This window comes from Streptomyces malaysiensis subsp. malaysiensis, assembly GCF_040653035.1.
Lineage (GTDB): Bacteria > Actinomycetota > Actinomycetes > Streptomycetales > Streptomycetaceae > Streptomyces > Streptomyces malaysiensis.
Map to the genome: position 1 here is coordinate 1 of NZ_JBEZNG010000055.1, position 15,722 is coordinate 15,722.

Sequence of the window (15,722 nt, forward strand, 5' to 3'; positions counted from 1 at the left end):
GCCCTCGTAGCGGAGCTACTAGGGCTTTTCGGCAACGCGGCGAGGTGCGGTGCCAGGCCGCGCGACCCGGGCGGGCATAGTGCAAGGACCCCTTAAAGGCCCGTCTCCACGAGCGCGGCCAGCTTGTCCAGGGACATGCGGGTCCCCAGCTCGTTGTCGGCGACCGGGACCACGTCGGGGATCCCCTCGTGCGCGATGAGGACGTCCGTACCGCCGCCCTCCGCGTCGGTGAGCGTGGTCGTGATGGTCATCGTGGAGCGGAGGGCGGCATCCGTGGTCTCGAACTCGGACACCTCGACCACCTGCTCATCCGGCACCAGCCGGGTGAAACGGCCGTGGTAGGTGTCCGTATGGGCGCCCGACTTGCCGGTGCCCGACGGATCGTCGTAGCTGAGCGAGATGCGGAAGGCGCCCCCTTCGCGGGGCTCGAACTCATGCACCCGGCAGGTCATGCCGTCGGGCACCCGCCAGGTCGCGATGGCGCTCGCATCGAGGAGCGCCCGGTAGACGGCCGGGCGCGGGGCGTTCACACGCCGGGAGACTCGCATGGCATACATGTGCTCAACCTAGCGGCCGGGCGGTGGGTGGATGAGCCGGTGACACCGGAATCACCGCCGCGGTTCGGCCGAGCGGTGGCGGAGGTCTTGCGTCCGTAAGACCTCCGCCACCGGGGCACCCGTCCACGGAGCGTTGTCGAGGGGTGCCGTTCGTGGGGGAGTGCGGTCAGCGCTTGACCTTGCGGGACGCCCGCAGCCACTCCTTGTTCATCGCGGTGATGGAGAACAGGGGGATGCCCTTGGGACAGGCCGTGGCGCACTCACCGGTGAGGGTGCAACCGCCGAAGCCCTCCGCGTCCATCTGGGACACCATGTCCAGCACCCGGGTCTCCCGCTCCGGAGAGCCCTGGGGCAGCACATTGAGATGGTTGACCTTGGCCGAGGTGAACAGCATCGCCGCACCGTTGGGGCAGGCCGCCACGCAGGCGCCGCAGCCGATGCACTCGGCGTGCTCGAAGGCGTAGTCCGCGTCCGCCTTGGGCACCGGAGTGGCGTGTGCTTCCGGCGCGGAGCCGGTCGGGGCGGTGATGTAGCCACCGGCCTGGATCACCCGGTCGAACGCGGAGCGGTCCACCACCAGGTCCTTGATGACCGGGAAGGCGGCGGCGCGCCATGGCTCGATGTCGATGGTGTCGCCGTCCCGGAAGGACCGCATATGGAGCTGGCAGGTGGTGGTGCGCTCCGGACCGTGGGCGTCACCGTTGATCACCAGGCTGCACGCACCGCAGATGCCCTCACGGCAGTCGTGGTCGAAGGCCACCGGCTCCTCGCCCTTGAGGATGAGCTCCTCGTTGAGGACGTCGAGCATCTCCAGGAAGGACATGTCCTGGGAGACGTCGTCGACCTGGTAGGTGGCCATGGCGCCGGGGGTGTCGGCGTTCTGCTGGCGCCAGACGCGCAGGGTGAGCTTCATGCGTAGCTCCGCTGAGTGGGATGGACGTACTCAAAGGTCAGCTGCTCCTTGTGGAGCACGGGGGCGGCGCCGGTGTCGGTGAACTCCCAGGCCGCGGCGTAGGAGAACTCCTCGTCCTCGCGGGCGGCCTCGCCGTCGGGGGTCTGGGACTCCTCACGGAAGTGGCCGCCGCAGGACTCGGCCCGGTGCAGGGCGTCCAGGCACATCAGCTCGGCCAGCTCCAGATAGTCCACGATCCGGTTGGCCTTCTCCAGCGACTGGTTGAACTCCTCGCCGGTGCCCGGCACCTTGATCCGCCGCCAGAACTCCTCGCGGATCTGCGGGAGGCGGTCCAGCGCCTTGCGCAGCCCCTCATCGGTGCGGGCCATGCCGCAGAACTCCCAGACCAGCTCGCCGATCTCGCGGTGGAAGGAGTCGGGGGTGCGGTCGCCGTCCACGGCCAGCAGCCTGGTCAGCCGGTCCTCGGTCTCCCGTACCGCCTCCACGGCCGCCGGGTGCGAGGCGTCGACCTCGTCCTTGTGCGGGTTGCGGGCCAGGTAGTCGTTGATCGTCGAGGGCAGGACGAAATAGCCGTCGGCCAGGCCCTGCATCAGCGCGGAGGCGCCGAGCCGGTTGGCGCCGTGGTCGGAGAAGTTGGCCTCGCCGATCGCGAACAGCCCCGGCACGGTGGTCTGAAGGTCGTAGTCGACCCACAGCCCGCCCATCGTGTAGTGGATCGCGGGGTAGATGCGCATCGGGACCTCGTACGGGTTCTCCGCCGTGATCCGCTCGTACATGTCGAAGAGGTTGCCGTACTTCTCCTCGACCGCCTTGCGGCCCATCCGGGCGATGGCGTCGGCGAAGTCCAGATAGACGCCCTGGCCACCGGGTCCGACACCGCGGCCCTCGTCGCAGACGTTCTTCGCGGCGCGGGAGGCGATATCGCGCGGCACCAGATTGCCGAACGACGGATAGATCCGCTCCAGGTAGTAGTCGCGCTCGTCCTCGGGGATCTCCGCCGCGGGACGGGTGTCGCCCTTCGCCTTGGGCACCCAGATCCGGCCGTCGTTGCGCAGCGACTCGCTCATCAGCGTCAGCTTGGACTGGTGGTCCCCGGAGCGCGGGATGCAGGTCGGGTGGATCTGGGTGAAGCAGGGGTTGGCGAAGTACGCGCCGCGTCGGTGCGCCCGCCAGATGGCGGTGGCGTTGGAGTTCATGGCGTTCGTCGAGAGGTAGAAGACGTTGCCGTAGCCGCCGCTGGCCAGCACCACCGCGTCGGCGAAGTACGTGGAGATCTCGCCGGTCACCAGATCGCGGGCGACGATGCCACGTGCCCGCCCGTCGACCACGATCAGGTCCAGCATCTCGGTGCGGGCGTGCATCTCCACATTGCCCGCCGCGATCTGGCGGGACAGCGCCTGGTAGGCGCCGAGCAGCAGCTGCTGGCCCGTCTGGCCACGGGCGTAGAAGGTGCGGGAGACCTGCACACCGCCGAAGGAGCGGGTGTCCAGCAGACCGCCGTACTCCCGGGCGAAGGGCACACCCTGGGCCACACACTGGTCGATGATCTCCACCGAGATCTGCGCCAGGCGGTGGACATTGGACTCACGGGCGCGGAAGTCGCCGCCCTTGACGGTGTCGTAGAACAGCCGGTGGATGGAGTCGCCGTCGTTGCGGTAGTTCTTCGCCGCGTTGATCCCGCCCTGGGCGGCGATGGAGTGGGCCCGGCGCGGCGAGTCCTGGTAGCAGAACTGGACCACGTGGTAGCCCTGTTCGGCCAGGGTGGCGCCGGCGGCGCCACCGGCCAGACCGGTGCCCACCACGATGATGGTGTGCTTGCGGCGGTTGGCGGGGTTGACCAGCTTGGCCTCGAAGCGGCGGGTGTCCCAGCGCTCGTTGATCGGCCCGGCGGGGGCCCGCTCGTCCTTGATCGGCTCGCCGACGGTGTATTCGGCGTACTCGGCGTATTCGCTGTACGAGGACATGGTCAGCTCACCACTCCGGTCATGACACCGACGGGCACGGAGATGAACCCGACGGTCAGAACGATCGCCAGGGCGTTGGCGATGGCCTTGAGGGCACGGTCACGGGTGCGGTTGCCCGCGCCGAGGGTCTGTGCGGCGCTCCAGAAGCCATGCCGGACGTGCAGGCCCATGGCCAGCATCGCCACGATGTAGATGACGTTCCCGTACCAGGTGGAGAAGGTGTCCACCACGTTCTGGTACGGATGGCCCTCCTGGAATCCGCCGGAGTGCGTGGTGCCGGTGGTGAGGTCCAGGACGTGCCAGACGATGAACAGACCCAGGATCACCCCGCCCCAGCGCATGGTCCGGGTCGCATAGCTCATCCGTGGCTTGGTGTGGACGTACTTCTGCGGGCGGGCCTTGATGTCCCGCCTGCTCAGCTGGTAGGCGGACACACCGTGCAGGATCACCGAGGCGAGAAGGACCACACGGGCGATCCACAGGCCCCACTGATGGTGCAGAACGGGCGCCCCCATGACGCGCAGCCAGTGTCCGTAGGCGTTGAACTCCTCCGGGCCGAAGAAGATCTTCGTGTTCCCGAGCATGTGGACGCAGAGGTAACCGATCATGATCAGACCGGTCACGCCCATGACGATCTTCTTGCCGAGGGTCGATTGCCAGAATGAGAGCGCCATGGACGGCCGCCGCTCCGCCTGCGTCGGACGCTGCTCCGGCCGCGTTGTCAATGCCATGGACACGACGTTAGAGCCGGACGGGTCAAAAGGGCCAAGATATGATTCTGATCATCTCGATAGGCCCTGGCTATCGAGGACCGCACAGATCAGGCCAGGCTTGACCTCACCGTCCACGCGGCCGGGGAAAGCGGCCGGGGAAAGCGGTCAGGGAAAAACGGTCAGTGGAAGCCCTCGCGGGTGATCGTGATGGCCTGGCGGAGGAGGTCCACGGCATCGCGTTCACGCCGCTCGAGAGCCGTCTGCCCGACGACGCGGAAGGTGGCCAGGAGGTTCGCGGCGAGAATCTGGGCCCGCAGCGGGGTGTCCGGTCCGGCGGGGAGACGCTCTTCGACGGCCTCGGCGAGGTCGCGTTCGGCGGCGGCGTAGGTGGCGACCAGTTCGGGCAGCAGCGCCGGATGCAGACGCAGGCTCCGGTAGCCCTCCTCCTGCGCCGGATCGGTGGCGAACTCGGCGGAGTGCTGCTCGGCGGCGCCGATGACCGCCGTCATCAGGGACTCCCGCGCCGGGCGGGCGCGGATGAGCTCGACCAGCCGGACCGTGTGCGCCCTGTCACGGTGCAGCAGCGCCTGCTCCTTGCTGGCGAAGTAGTTGGAGAAGGTGCGCCGGGAGACGGTGGCGGCATCGGCGATGGCCTCCACCGTGAGGTGCTCGACGCCGTGCTCGGCGGCGAGGCGCACGGCGGCATCGTGCAGTGACTGGCGGGTCGCCGCCTTCTTGCGCTCACGCAGGCCGGTAGTCATCGCGGATGAGCATACGCGAGAAGGCTGATTCTTGCCCACTGGGAAAGGTTGCGCATTGGGAACGTTTTCTGTGAGGCTGAGCCCGCCGCCGATCAACGGACCCCGGGCGGCATCCGAACCCATAGACCTTCCGCCCCTTTCCGGACCCTTCCGACGCCAGAGGCACAAGGACCCCCCATGCCCACTCCCCACCACCCGCCCATCTCCGCCACGTCCATGGACCCCGAGGAGCTGGGATTCGATCCGGACGCCCTGCGCGCGAAGTACCGGGCCGAGCGTGACCGCCGGATCCGCCCCGACGGCAAGAAGCAGTACCGGCGCATCGCCGGGGACCTCGACTCCTACGCCCAGGACCCGTACGTGGAGCCGGAGTTCACCCGGGAGCCGCTGCACGACCGGGTCGAGGTGCTGGTCATCGGGGGCGGATTCGGCGGACTGCTCGCCGGCGCCCGGCTGCGGCAGGCAGGTGTGCGCGATATCCGCATGATCGAACAGGGCGGGGACTTCGGCGGCACGTGGTACTGGAACCGCTATCCCGGAGTCCAGTGCGATATCGAGTCCTACGTCTATCTGCCCCTGCTCGAAGAGATCGGCTACGTACCGCGGTGGCGCTACGCGCCGGGCGAGGAGATCCGGCAGCACGCACGGGCGATCGGGCGCCACTTCGACCTCTACCGCGATGTCTGTTTCCGGACCCAGGTGACCGAACTCCGCTGGGATGACGCCGAGTTGGAGTGGATCGTGCACACCGACCGGGACGACCGCATCCGGGCGCGCCATGTGGTGATCTCCAGCGGCACACTCAGCCGGGCGAAACTCCCCGGCATCCCCGGGATCGAGACCTTCAAGGGCCATACGTTCCACACCAGCCGCTGGGACTACGACTACACCGGCGGCGACGCGAGCGGCGGTCTGCACCGACTCGCCGACAAGCGCGTGGCCCTCATCGGCACCGGTGCCACCGCCATCCAGGTCGTGCCACATCTGGGCCGGGACGCCGAGCGGCTGTATGTGTTCCAGCGCACACCGTCCTCGGTCGATGTGCGCGGCAACCGTCCCACCGACCCCGGGTGGGCCGCCTCGCTGGCACCCGGCTGGCAGCGGCGCCGCAGGGACAACTTCCTCACCATCGTCACCGGTGGCCAGGCGGACGAGGACCTGGTGAACGACGGCTGGACCAGCACCGCGCGGCTCCAGCAGAAGCTCATCCCGAGTGACAGCTACGCGGACCTCCCGTCCCAGGAGCGCGAACGCCTCTACGAGATCGCCGACTTCCAGAAGATGAACGGGATCCGCGAGCGAGTGGACTCCACCGTCGGGGACACCGCGACCGCCGAGGCGCTCAAGCCCTGGTACCGCTACATGTGCAAGCGCCCCACCTTCAGCGACACCTATCTGGACACTTTCAACCGGCCCAACGTCACGCTGGTGGACACGGCCGACCACGGGGGTGTCGAGCGCATCACCGAGAACGCCGTCGTGGTCGGCGGGACCAAGTACGAGGTCGACTGCGTCATCTTCGCCACCGGCTTCGAGGTCGGCGTCTCCGGGGTCACCTCAGGGTTCCTCCCGGTCCACGGCCGGGGCGGTGTCACCCTGACCGAAACCTGGCGCGACGGCCCGAAGACCCTCCACGGCTTCTACAGCCATGGCTTCCCCAACCTCTTCCAGCTCGGCCCGCTCCAGAACGCCAGCTCGGTCAACTATGTGCACATCCTCGATGAGCAGGCGATCCATGTCGCCGAGGTGCTCGCCGAGGCCCGCAGGCGCCGGGCCCGGTATGTCGAACCGACCGCCGAGGCCGAGGCGGCGTGGCGCGCCACCATCCGTGAGAAGGCGGCTGACCTGTACGACTTCCAGGCCGAGTGCACCCCCGGCTACTACAACAACGAGGGCATGCCACGGGAGCGCAGCGAGTCCTTCGGCGACGGGCCGATCGCCTTCCATGAACTGCTCAGGCGCTGGCGCGCGGACGGCGGCATGGACGATGTGCTGGTCGTCTGAGACCGATCCGCCGCCGTGCCGCTGTGCGCTGTGCGCTGTGCCGACAGATGTGCCACCCATGCCCGAGGAGCGACCATGTACCCAAGCCGGTTCGACGACACCGGCCGCACACGGACCACGAGCGACCGTCTGGAGGTGCGCCGGCTCACCAGGGCGAACCGGCTGTGGGGTTCCAACGGCGTCACATTCGGCCCGGACGGGCGGCTGTACGTGGCGCAGTTCCTCGCCGGGCAGATCAGTGCCGTGGACCCCGTCTCGCGTGACATCGAGGTGGTGGTGCCGCTCGACGGCCCGGTGGAGGCCCCGGACGACCTGGCCTTCGGGGCGGACGGCTCGATGTACATCGCCGATCTGACGCCCGGCCGGGTGTGGCGGCGTGGCCCCGGGGGTGAGTACACCCTCGTCTCCGACCAGGTGTCGGTGCCCAACGGCATCACCTGCGTCGGCGACCGCCTCTTCGTCAACGAGATGAAGATGAACGGCCGCCTGATGGAACTGTTCCCGGGCGGTGGCGACCCGGCGGTGCTGACCGACGGGCTGGCCCTGGGCAACGCGATGCAACTCGGCCCCGACGGATGTCTGTACTACCCGCAGATGATGCGCAACGAGGTCTGGCGGATCCCGCCCGACGGAGGGGTGCCCGAGCTGGTCGCCGAGGAGGTGGACGACCCGGTCGCGGTGCGGTTCGACCGGGGCGGCGCCCTCGTCGTCCTGTCCCGTGGCATGGCCGGGCTGGTGACCCGCATCGATCTGGCCACCGGGACCCGGTCGGTCGTCGCCACCGGCATCGTGGGGCTGGACAACGCCGCGTTCGACCATGAGAACCGGATGTTCGTCTCCAGCTTCGCCAGTGGCGGGATCGCGGAGGTGGACACCGACGGCAGGACCCGGGTGGTGGTCCCCCAGGGGTTCGACGGGCCCTTCGGCATCACGGTCGACCTCGGCGGCACGGTGTACGCCGCCGATCACTTCAGCCTGGCGAGCCCGGCTGTCCCCGGCTCCGGTACCGCTTCCGGTGCCGCCGTCGGTCCCGGTGCCATTGAGGACGGTCATGAGCCCGGTGTCGTCACCCACGAGCTGATGTACGCCGTGCACAACGTCACCGCCGACGACGGTCTGCTGCACCTCACCTCACAACTCGGCGATGTGCGCACCCACGACCCCGTCCACCGGACCACACGGGTACGCGCCACCGGGCTGGACCAGCCCACCGGGATCGCCGTCGCCCCGGACGGCTCCCTCGTGGTCGCCGAGACCGGTGCCGGCCGCGTTCTGCGCATCGACGACGCCGACACCGTCAGCGTGCTCGCCGAGGGGCTCGACCACCCCCTGGACGTCGCCTTCGACGGCCAGTGGCGCTGCTACGTCAGCGACGACCGGCGTGGCGCGGTGCTCCGGCTGGAGGACGGCGAGGCGGTGGTCGTCGCGGACGGGCTGGGCGCACCGCAGGGGCTGGCCGTGCGCGGTGACGAGCTGTTCACGGTGGAGGTCGAGCACCGGCGGCTGCGGGCGATCTCCCTGGCCACGGGGGCGAGCAGGATCGACGCCGAGCAGCTGGCGGTCGGCCTGCCGCCCGGGATCACGCGCACCGAACCCGAACCGATTCCCGGAGTCCCCGGCCGCCCGCGCCAGTTCGCCGGGCTCGCCGTGGCCCCGGACGGAGCCCTCCTCGTATCGGCCAACGGGGAGGGGAGTGTGCTGCGGCTGACCGCGCCCGCCGGGTGAGACACGGCCGGAGCGGTGGCTCAGGAGAGGTCCACCCACACCTTTCCCGACGCGGTGTACGCGGCGGTGAACGCCTCCTGGACGTCCTCCAGGGCGTAGCCGTCGCTGACCACCGCGCCGAGCCGGGGTGGCGTCCGCGACTCCAGGGCGCTGACGGTCCGTGCGAAGTCCACCGGATGGTCGTAGATCATGCTGCCGATGAGGGTGATCTGACCCGCCACCAGATCGCGCGGTGAGACCCCGAGCGGGGAGGTGTCCATCCCGATCAGCACGGCGGTGCCGTGTTTGGCGAGCCGTCGCAGGCCCTGCTCGACGCCGCCGGGGGCTCCGGAGGTCTCGAAGAGACAGGGGAGCCCGTCCGCGTCCGGTGGCAGGGCCGTCGCGCCGAGGGAACAAGCGCGCTCCAGCCGGGCCTCGTTGGGCTCCTGGACGAACACCGTCACACCGTGGTCCACCAGCGCCTGGCACAGCAGCAGCCCCTGGGAACCGGCCCCGGTCACCAGGCAGCTCTGCCCGGGCGCGATGCCCGAGCGCCGCATCGCCGCCCGGGCCACGGTGGCGGGCTCCACACAGACCAGGTCCGTCACGGGCAGTCGCCGGGCGACGGGCCACACGAACGCGGCCGGTGCCACGACGTACTCGCTGAGCAGACCGGGAACGGTCAGTCCCACGGCGGCCCGGCCTGCGCAGGCCGAGGTCCGCCCGGCCCGGCAGGGGGCGCAGGTCAGACAGCAGTAGTCCGGTTCGATGACCACGTCCTGGCCGGTGCGCAGACCGCTGACCCGGCTGCCCAGCTCGACGATCCGCCCCGTCCCCTCGTGGCCCAGGATCCAGGGCAGGCTCGGTGGCCGCCGGTGTCCCGCGTGCACGGCGAGATCCGAGCCGCACAGCCCCGTGCCCCGCATACGGATCAGCACGTCCTCCGGGCCGCAGGACGGCTCCGGCACGGACACCACGGACAGCGCACCCGGCTCCGTCAGCACGGCGGCCCTCAACGGAACACCTGCATCGCGGGGGGAAGCGCCGCCAGCACCATGCCAAGAGCGTGCCACACATGATCCTCGCGGTGGTAGACCACACCACGCGGCGGTAGACCACGCGGCGGTAGACCACGCGGCGGTGGACCACACCACCGGCCCACCTGACCAAGTCCCCGGCCACCGCACACCTCGTAAGCGTACGCTGAGTTCCGCGATCGCCATACGCGCGTATCGCCATACGTGAGTAAGGAGTTGGAACGGCCGTGACGGACAGCACCCTGGCCCCCGATAGCGATCAGGCCCTGTACGCGCTCTCTCCCGAAGGGCGGAAACTTCTCTTCACCGAGGCCAAGACGGCGTACGATTTCAGCGACAAGCCGGTGGGCGACGACCGTCTGCGGGCCATCTACGAACTGTTCAAATGGGCCCCGACGTCGGCGAATATCAATCCGCTGCGGATTTTGTATGTGCGCACCGAGGAAGGAAAGCAGCGGCTGCTGACCGGGGTGGCACAGCCCAATCAGGAGCAGACCGCCTCGGCCCCGGTCACCGCGGTGCTGGCCGTGGACACCGGGTACCCGGAATATGTGCCGCTCCTCGCCCCGTCCAACCCGCAGTTACAGCAGATGCTGGAGGCCAACCAGGAGCTGCGCGAGTCCCACGGGGACTTCAACTCGACGCTCCAGGCAGGCTACTTCGTGCTGGCCGTCCGCGCGGCGGGGCTGGCCGCAGGACCGATGAAGGGTTTCAACGCCGAGGCGGTGGACAAGGAGTTCTTCCCCGATGGCAGGTGGCGGTCGATTCTGCTGGTCAACATCGGCTACCCGGGCGCCGAAGCCTTCCGGGAGCGGCTGCCCCGCCCCTCGTACGAGCAGGCGGTACAGCTGGTCTGACCACAGGGGGGTGATGTAAGGCGTCCACATTCATGGGATCAGGCCACTTCGTACGCGGTGACCTGATCCCCCTCCGCGCCGGGCGGCGAACCCTCGCCGTGCCGGCCACCTCCGGCGACAGTGCGCCGAGCCCCCTGCGCGGGGTCCACCGAGGACCGTCGACTTTCGGCCCAATCATCGGCTCCCACGCCCTCGCCCACGTCGTCCGTACGGTCCGTTCCCATGGCCACGAGGGCCGCGCCATATCGGTCGAAGGACACGGCGTGATCGTTTCGTGATGTACGACTCATTCGCTTGACAGTGCGGCGCACCGGGATCTACGCATAGGACCCGAGAGTGCCCTATCCGGTGCATGCCGCAGCCACACGCTGTTTACATGCTGTTGATACACAAGGCTCCTACCCGGCTCGCGTCTTTCTCCTATCCATTCTCTCCCGGCCTCTGTCATGGGCATTGAGGATGGGCAACGCACCTGCGCCGCCGAGGAGTTCTGTCTGTTCGTCATGGGCTTTCGCGCGGAGACACGCCGCTGTGCGTGGCCGCGCGGATGGAGGAATCGCAGAAAGCTGGGGTGCCTGTGAGCTTGATGGAATGCCACGATTCCACGGCCGGCGCCGGTCGGCCGGCGATCGGTTTCCGGGGGGACCAGGAGGACCGGGGAGGCGAGAGGGGTCGCGGGCCCGGCGGGTCACCGCCCGACCTTGTCGAGCGTGACAACATCCTGGCCGGTCTGGGCCGGCTGCTCGCCGACGCGTCGAGGGGCAAGGGGCAGCTGGCCGTCGTGGACGGGCCGCTGGGCACTGGCAAGAGCAGGCTGGTGCACGAGTTCCTCGAAGCCCTGGAACCGGGCGGCGTCCGCGTCCTGAGGGCCACCGCCTCGCTCCGGGAGCACCTGCTGCCGTTCGGTGTGGTGACCCAGCTCTTCCACGGCATGACGATTCCGCCGCCCGGCCGGGACCGGGTGCGCGAGCTGCTCGCCTCGGCGGTCGAACAAACCGTCATCGATGGGGAGTTAACCGACGGCGACTGGGAGGTGCAGGTCGTCGACGCCTTCCAGAAGCTCACCATGGAGCTGGCCCATCTGTCCGAGACCACCCCCTTGGTGATCTGTGTCGACAACGCCCACTACCTGGACCCGCCCTCCCTGCACTTCCTCGCCGGACTCGTCCCATGGCTGCACTCCGCCCGCATCCTGGTGCTGATCACCGATGACCACACCCTGCGGTGGCCGCGTTCACCCCTGCTGGCCGGGCTGCTCTCGCAGAGCCCCAACGCACACCGGATCGCCGTGCGCCCCCTGAGCCGCCGCGGAGTCGACGCCCTGGCCATCCGGCTGCTCGGACCGCACACCGCCTCCCCCCGGCTCACCGCCGAGCTCCACCGCGTCAGTGGCGGCAATCCGCTGGCCGTCCAGGCCCTGATCATCGATCAGCAGGCGGGTGGCGCAGGCTACCCGGAAGGCTACGGACAGGCACTGCTCGACCTCGTGGCGCACTCCCGGCCGTCGATGCTGGCCGTGGTACGCGCCCTCGCCGTGCTCGGCGGTGCGGCGCCGGTGGCGGACGTGGCCCGACTGGCCGGAGTGGACGCCACGGTGACCGGCTGGGCCCTGCACGCCCTGGTCAGCGCCGGACTGCTCACCCAGGGCCACGCGTTCCGCCATCCGGTGGCCGCCACCGCCGTACTGGACGACATGCCCGCCGACAGCCGGGCCGCACTGCACCGCGCCGCCGCCGAGCTGCTGCACGAGGCCGGAGCGCCCGCGCTGACGGTGGCCGGGCAGCTGATGGCCGCGGGGGACCCCGATGCCGACTGCGCCACCGAGGTGCTGGTGGCGGCCTCCGACGAGGCGTTGGCGACCGGCGATGTGGGCACCGCGCTCAGCTGTCTGGACCTCGCCCAGCGCACCCGGGCCGACGCCCCCACCGCGGCACGGATCCGCGCCCGGCTCAGCCGGCTGGAGTGGCAGCTGAAACCGCAGGTCGCCGTCCGTCATCTGCGCCCCCAGCTGGGCGACTTCACCGCGGGCCACCTGGACCGGCGGGAGGTCTCCGAACTGGTGCTCGGCCTGGTCCGGGCCGGTGCGCTCGATGAGCTGACCGCCCTGCTCGACGCCCTGCGCACCCGCGCCCACCAGGGCATCGGCCCCGGAACCGAGGACCTCCGCCCCCTGACGAACTGGGCGGCGATGGCGTACCCCCTCCACACCGGGCTGCGGAAACTGGCCCACTCGGTCGCCGCGGCCACCCCCGAGGCGGCCCCCTGCCACGACCCATGGCTGCCCTCGGCGGTCACCCTGGCCGACGATCTGATCCGTGGGGGCAACGACCAGCTGACGCACCGCGCCGAACTGCTGCTGCGCACCTTCCACCTCGACCACGGCTCGCTGTGGAACGCCGAGTCCGGAGCGCTCGCCCTGCGCGCGCTGCTCCACGCGGGCCGCCCGGACGAGGTCGTGGCCTGGTGCGAAAAGCTCGAGACCGAGGCCGCCGCCCACCACGCCGTGGCCTGGCAGGGGAAGTTCCTCGCCATCCGCGCCGAGGCCCATCTGCGGCAGGGACAGCTGATCTCCGCCCACGACCTGGCGGCCCGCGCCATGGCCCTCGTACCGCCCCAGGGCTGGGGCATCGGCCTGGCCGGGGTGCTGGGCTGCGCCATCCTCGCCGCCACCCGCTCCGGCAGGCTGGAGCAGGCGGAGAAGTACGTGGCCCAGCCGATCCCCGAACCGGCCCTGCACAGCCGCCACGGCGCACACTATCTGCACGCCCGGGGCCACTACCGGCTGGCCACCCACCACCCACAGGCCGCGCTCGCGGACTTCCTGGCCTGCGGCAGATTCGCCGAGACCTGGAACGCACCCGGCGCCGACGTGGTCTCATGGCGCACCAGCGCGGCCGAGGCATGGCTGGCACAGGACGACCAGGACCAGGCCAAACGTCTGGTACGGGAACAGATCGCCCGACTGCTCCCGGGCCCCTCCCGGGCCCGCGGGCTGTGCCTGCGCACCCTGGCCGCGGTCAGCCGGGTCAGCCGCCGTCCGCAACTGCTCACCGAGGCCGTCGACATGCTCAAGGACAGCGGCGACGACTACGAACTCGCCCGTGCCCTGATCGACCTCAGCACCGCCTTCAAGGACACCGGGGACCAGCGCAACGCCCGCCGGGTGGCCCACCGCGCCTGGCACCTCGCGAAGCAGACCGGGGCCGAGCACCTGTGCCGGGAGGCCGCTCTCGACCCCATCGACCCCGAGGCCGCGATATCCGCGAAACAGCACCAGGACGGGCTGTCCGCGCTCACCACCCAGGAGCGGAGGATCGCGCTGCTGGCGGCCAAGGGCTACACCAACCGCGAGATCGCCGCCAAGCTCTACATCACCTCGAGCACGGTCGAACAACACCTCACGCGGGTGTTCCGTAAAGTCAACGTCAAGCGGCGGCAGGATCTGCCGCATTTCCTCTAGCCTGTTTCTCGGTCCAGCAGCCCGGACCTGAATTGGCCGACCAGCGCGGTGAGTTCACGGGAGGTGCGGGCCGCGCCGTAGATGTGGTGATCCGGGCGCACCAGCAGGAACCGTGCCCGTGCCGCCTTCAGAAGCGGCAGATACACCTCGTCGACATCCACGACGGCGCTCGGTGCCGCCTCGTCGCCCAGCGCCACCATATGCACAAGACGTGTACCGAGCCCGGTGAGGAAGGCGAGCTGCGACTCCTCCAGCGCCGCGGTCGGATCCGCCGACCCCAGCAGCGCCGGACCGGTGCCCACCACCTCGTCGAACAGACCGGTCACGCCCTCGTGCCGTACGCGGCCCTGTGACATCACCTCCCCGGCCGGTGGCACCGGTGATGTGCCGATACCGGTGTACAGCAGACCGGTGCGCAGCGGCGCACCCACGCCGTGCTGCCTGCCCCGGCCGGTGTCCATGCCCGCGAGCAGCGAGGCGTCCCGGCTCGCGGCGGTGGCGGCGTCGGTCACACACAGCACCCTGCCCAGCCGCACCGCGGTGTCGATGGCCTCCCGCACATGGTCGACGCGCTCCCGCGGATAGCTGTCCAGCAGCCCCTCACCGGCGGCGCCCCGCAGCACCAGATCCAGTTTCCAGGACAGATTGAGCGCGTCCCGGATGCCCGCGCACATGCCCTGACCGGTGAACGGCGGCATCAGATGGGCGGCGTCCCCGGCCAGCAGCACCCGGCCCCGCCGCCACTCATCGGCCCAGGCGGCCTGGAAGCTGTAGACCGTGTGCCGCTGAAGGGTGGCGTTCTCCGGAGTGACGTCGAAGCGTTCCAGCAGCCGCCAGGCCGTCTCCGCCCGGTTCAGCTCGGCCACGCTCTCCCCGGGCAGCCGCATGAACTCCCAGCGCCTACGCCCCGGTCCACTGCCCACCGCCGTCGTCGGCCGGGCCGGATCACAGTGCTGCACATTGAGCGGCGAGAACACCCGCGGCTCATGGAGCACCACATCGCACAGCAGCCAGTCGAAGGAGAAACCGAGGTCCGTACCGCGCACCCCGATATGGTCGCGGACGAAGCTGTTCGCCCCGTCACAACCGATCACCCAGGAGGCGGTGCAGCGCAGCCGCTCGCCCGCGGTGTCCGTGGCCGTGAGCTCGATCCCGGAACCGTTGTCCACCAGGTCCGTCGCGCCGTAACTGCGCAGCACCCGCAGCTGGGGCAGCCGCTCCGCGCGGGCGCACAGCACCGCCTCCAGCGCGGGCTGGTGCATCGTGGTCGTCTCCGGCCAGCCGTGCGCACCCCGCTCGGCCAGCTCGACCCGTAGCAGGGAGCTGCCCTCGGCGTTGCGCCAGTCGTAGGCGTCGGCCGGCAGTCCGATCTCCGCGAACGCGTCGGCCACCCCCAGCGACGCCAGGGTCCTGGCCGTCTCACCGTCGAAGCTGGTCGCCCGCGGCAGTGTGTATGGCTTCTCCCACCGCTCCACCACCAGCACCCGCCAGCCCCGGGTGGCCAGCAGGATGGACAGCACCTGTCCGATGGGTCCGTAGCCGACGATGAGCACATCCGCTTCCGGTGTGACCGACCCCTGCCCAGAGCCCGCAGAGCACATCCGCTCCTCCCTCCTCCGGCGCCGCTCCTCCGGTGCCGTGAACCTACCAGCGCGGGCCCGGCGGACTCGGAAAGTGGAGTCGGAAAGAGGGGGCTCGACGATCTCCAAGTAAGGGGGGATGAGGGGGGTGAATGAGGGGATTCTTCTAGTT

Annotated in this window: 12 protein-coding genes; 4 read left to right on the forward strand and 8 right to left on the reverse strand. The window is 69.9% G+C overall.

Annotation, left to right across the window (positions count from 1 at the left end; translation table 11 throughout):
- Window positions 1–92 precede the first annotated feature (92 nt).
- The 5 genes from AB0E24_RS45110 to AB0E24_RS45130 form a co-directional block, all read right to left on the reverse strand.
- Window positions 93–557, reverse strand: a complete 465-nt coding sequence (locus AB0E24_RS45110) for an SRPBCC domain-containing protein (protein WP_069867605.1) — start codon at window positions 555–557, stop codon at window positions 93–95.
- Between the two features lie 166 nt (window positions 558–723).
- Entirely contained in the window at window positions 724–1,470 is a 747-nt protein-coding gene (locus AB0E24_RS45115) for a succinate dehydrogenase/fumarate reductase iron-sulfur subunit (protein WP_069867606.1), read from the reverse strand.
- Window positions 1,467–3,434, reverse strand: a complete 1,968-nt coding sequence (locus AB0E24_RS45120) for a fumarate reductase/succinate dehydrogenase flavoprotein subunit (RefSeq protein ID WP_359385768.1) — start codon at window positions 3,432–3,434, stop codon at window positions 1,467–1,469. Before AB0E24_RS45120 ends, AB0E24_RS45115 begins: the two co-directional genes overlap by 4 nt.
- A gap of 2 nt (window positions 3,435–3,436) precedes the next feature.
- Entirely contained in the window at window positions 3,437–4,165 is a 729-nt protein-coding gene (locus AB0E24_RS45125; protein WP_079153237.1) for a succinate dehydrogenase, read from the reverse strand.
- 161 nt (window positions 4,166–4,326) lie between these two features.
- Entirely contained in the window at window positions 4,327–4,908 is a 582-nt protein-coding gene (locus tag AB0E24_RS45130; protein WP_079256405.1) for a TetR/AcrR family transcriptional regulator, read from the reverse strand.
- Between the two features lie 177 nt (window positions 4,909–5,085).
- Here AB0E24_RS45130 and AB0E24_RS45135 point away from each other — a divergent pair, with 177 nt between their 5' ends.
- Window positions 5,086–6,912, forward strand: a complete 1,827-nt coding sequence (locus AB0E24_RS45135; RefSeq protein ID WP_359385771.1) for a flavin-containing monooxygenase — start codon at window positions 5,086–5,088, stop codon at window positions 6,910–6,912.
- A gap of 75 nt (window positions 6,913–6,987) precedes the next feature.
- The gene (locus AB0E24_RS45140) at window positions 6,988–8,637 is read left to right on the forward strand and encodes a hypothetical protein (protein ID WP_359385773.1); all 1,650 of its coding nucleotides are present in this window, start codon (window positions 6,988–6,990) and stop codon (window positions 8,635–8,637) included.
- A gap of 20 nt (window positions 8,638–8,657) precedes the next feature.
- On the opposite strand, the gene AB0E24_RS45145 is transcribed toward AB0E24_RS45140, so the two are convergent.
- Entirely contained in the window at window positions 8,658–9,620 is a 963-nt protein-coding gene (locus tag AB0E24_RS45145) for a zinc-dependent alcohol dehydrogenase (RefSeq protein WP_359385775.1), read from the reverse strand.
- Window positions 9,621–9,880: 260 nt separating this feature from the next.
- On the opposite strand from AB0E24_RS45145, the gene AB0E24_RS45150 reads away from it, so the two are divergent.
- Window positions 9,881–10,510: a malonic semialdehyde reductase gene (locus AB0E24_RS45150; RefSeq protein ID WP_069867613.1), complete on the forward strand. Its 630-nt coding sequence runs from the start codon at window positions 9,881–9,883 to the stop codon at window positions 10,508–10,510.
- Between the two features lie 38 nt (window positions 10,511–10,548).
- On the opposite strand, the gene AB0E24_RS45155 is transcribed toward AB0E24_RS45150, so the two are convergent.
- Entirely contained in the window at window positions 10,549–10,770 is a 222-nt protein-coding gene (locus tag AB0E24_RS45155) for a hypothetical protein (RefSeq protein ID WP_359385778.1), read from the reverse strand.
- A gap of 326 nt (window positions 10,771–11,096) precedes the next feature.
- Here AB0E24_RS45155 and AB0E24_RS45160 point away from each other — a divergent pair, with 326 nt between their 5' ends.
- Window positions 11,097–13,970, forward strand: coding sequence for a helix-turn-helix transcriptional regulator (locus AB0E24_RS45160; RefSeq protein ID WP_359385784.1), 2,874 nt, complete (start codon window positions 11,097–11,099; stop codon window positions 13,968–13,970).
- Here AB0E24_RS45160 and mhpA read toward each other — a convergent pair.
- Window positions 13,967–15,571 (reverse strand): bifunctional 3-(3-hydroxy-phenyl)propionate/3-hydroxycinnamic acid hydroxylase MhpA, encoded by a 1,605-nt coding sequence (gene mhpA / locus AB0E24_RS45165; RefSeq protein WP_359385780.1) that lies wholly within the window; start codon window positions 15,569–15,571, stop codon window positions 13,967–13,969. The two genes, AB0E24_RS45160 and mhpA, sit on opposite strands and share 4 nt — an antisense overlap.
- Window positions 15,572–15,722 lie beyond the last annotated feature (151 nt).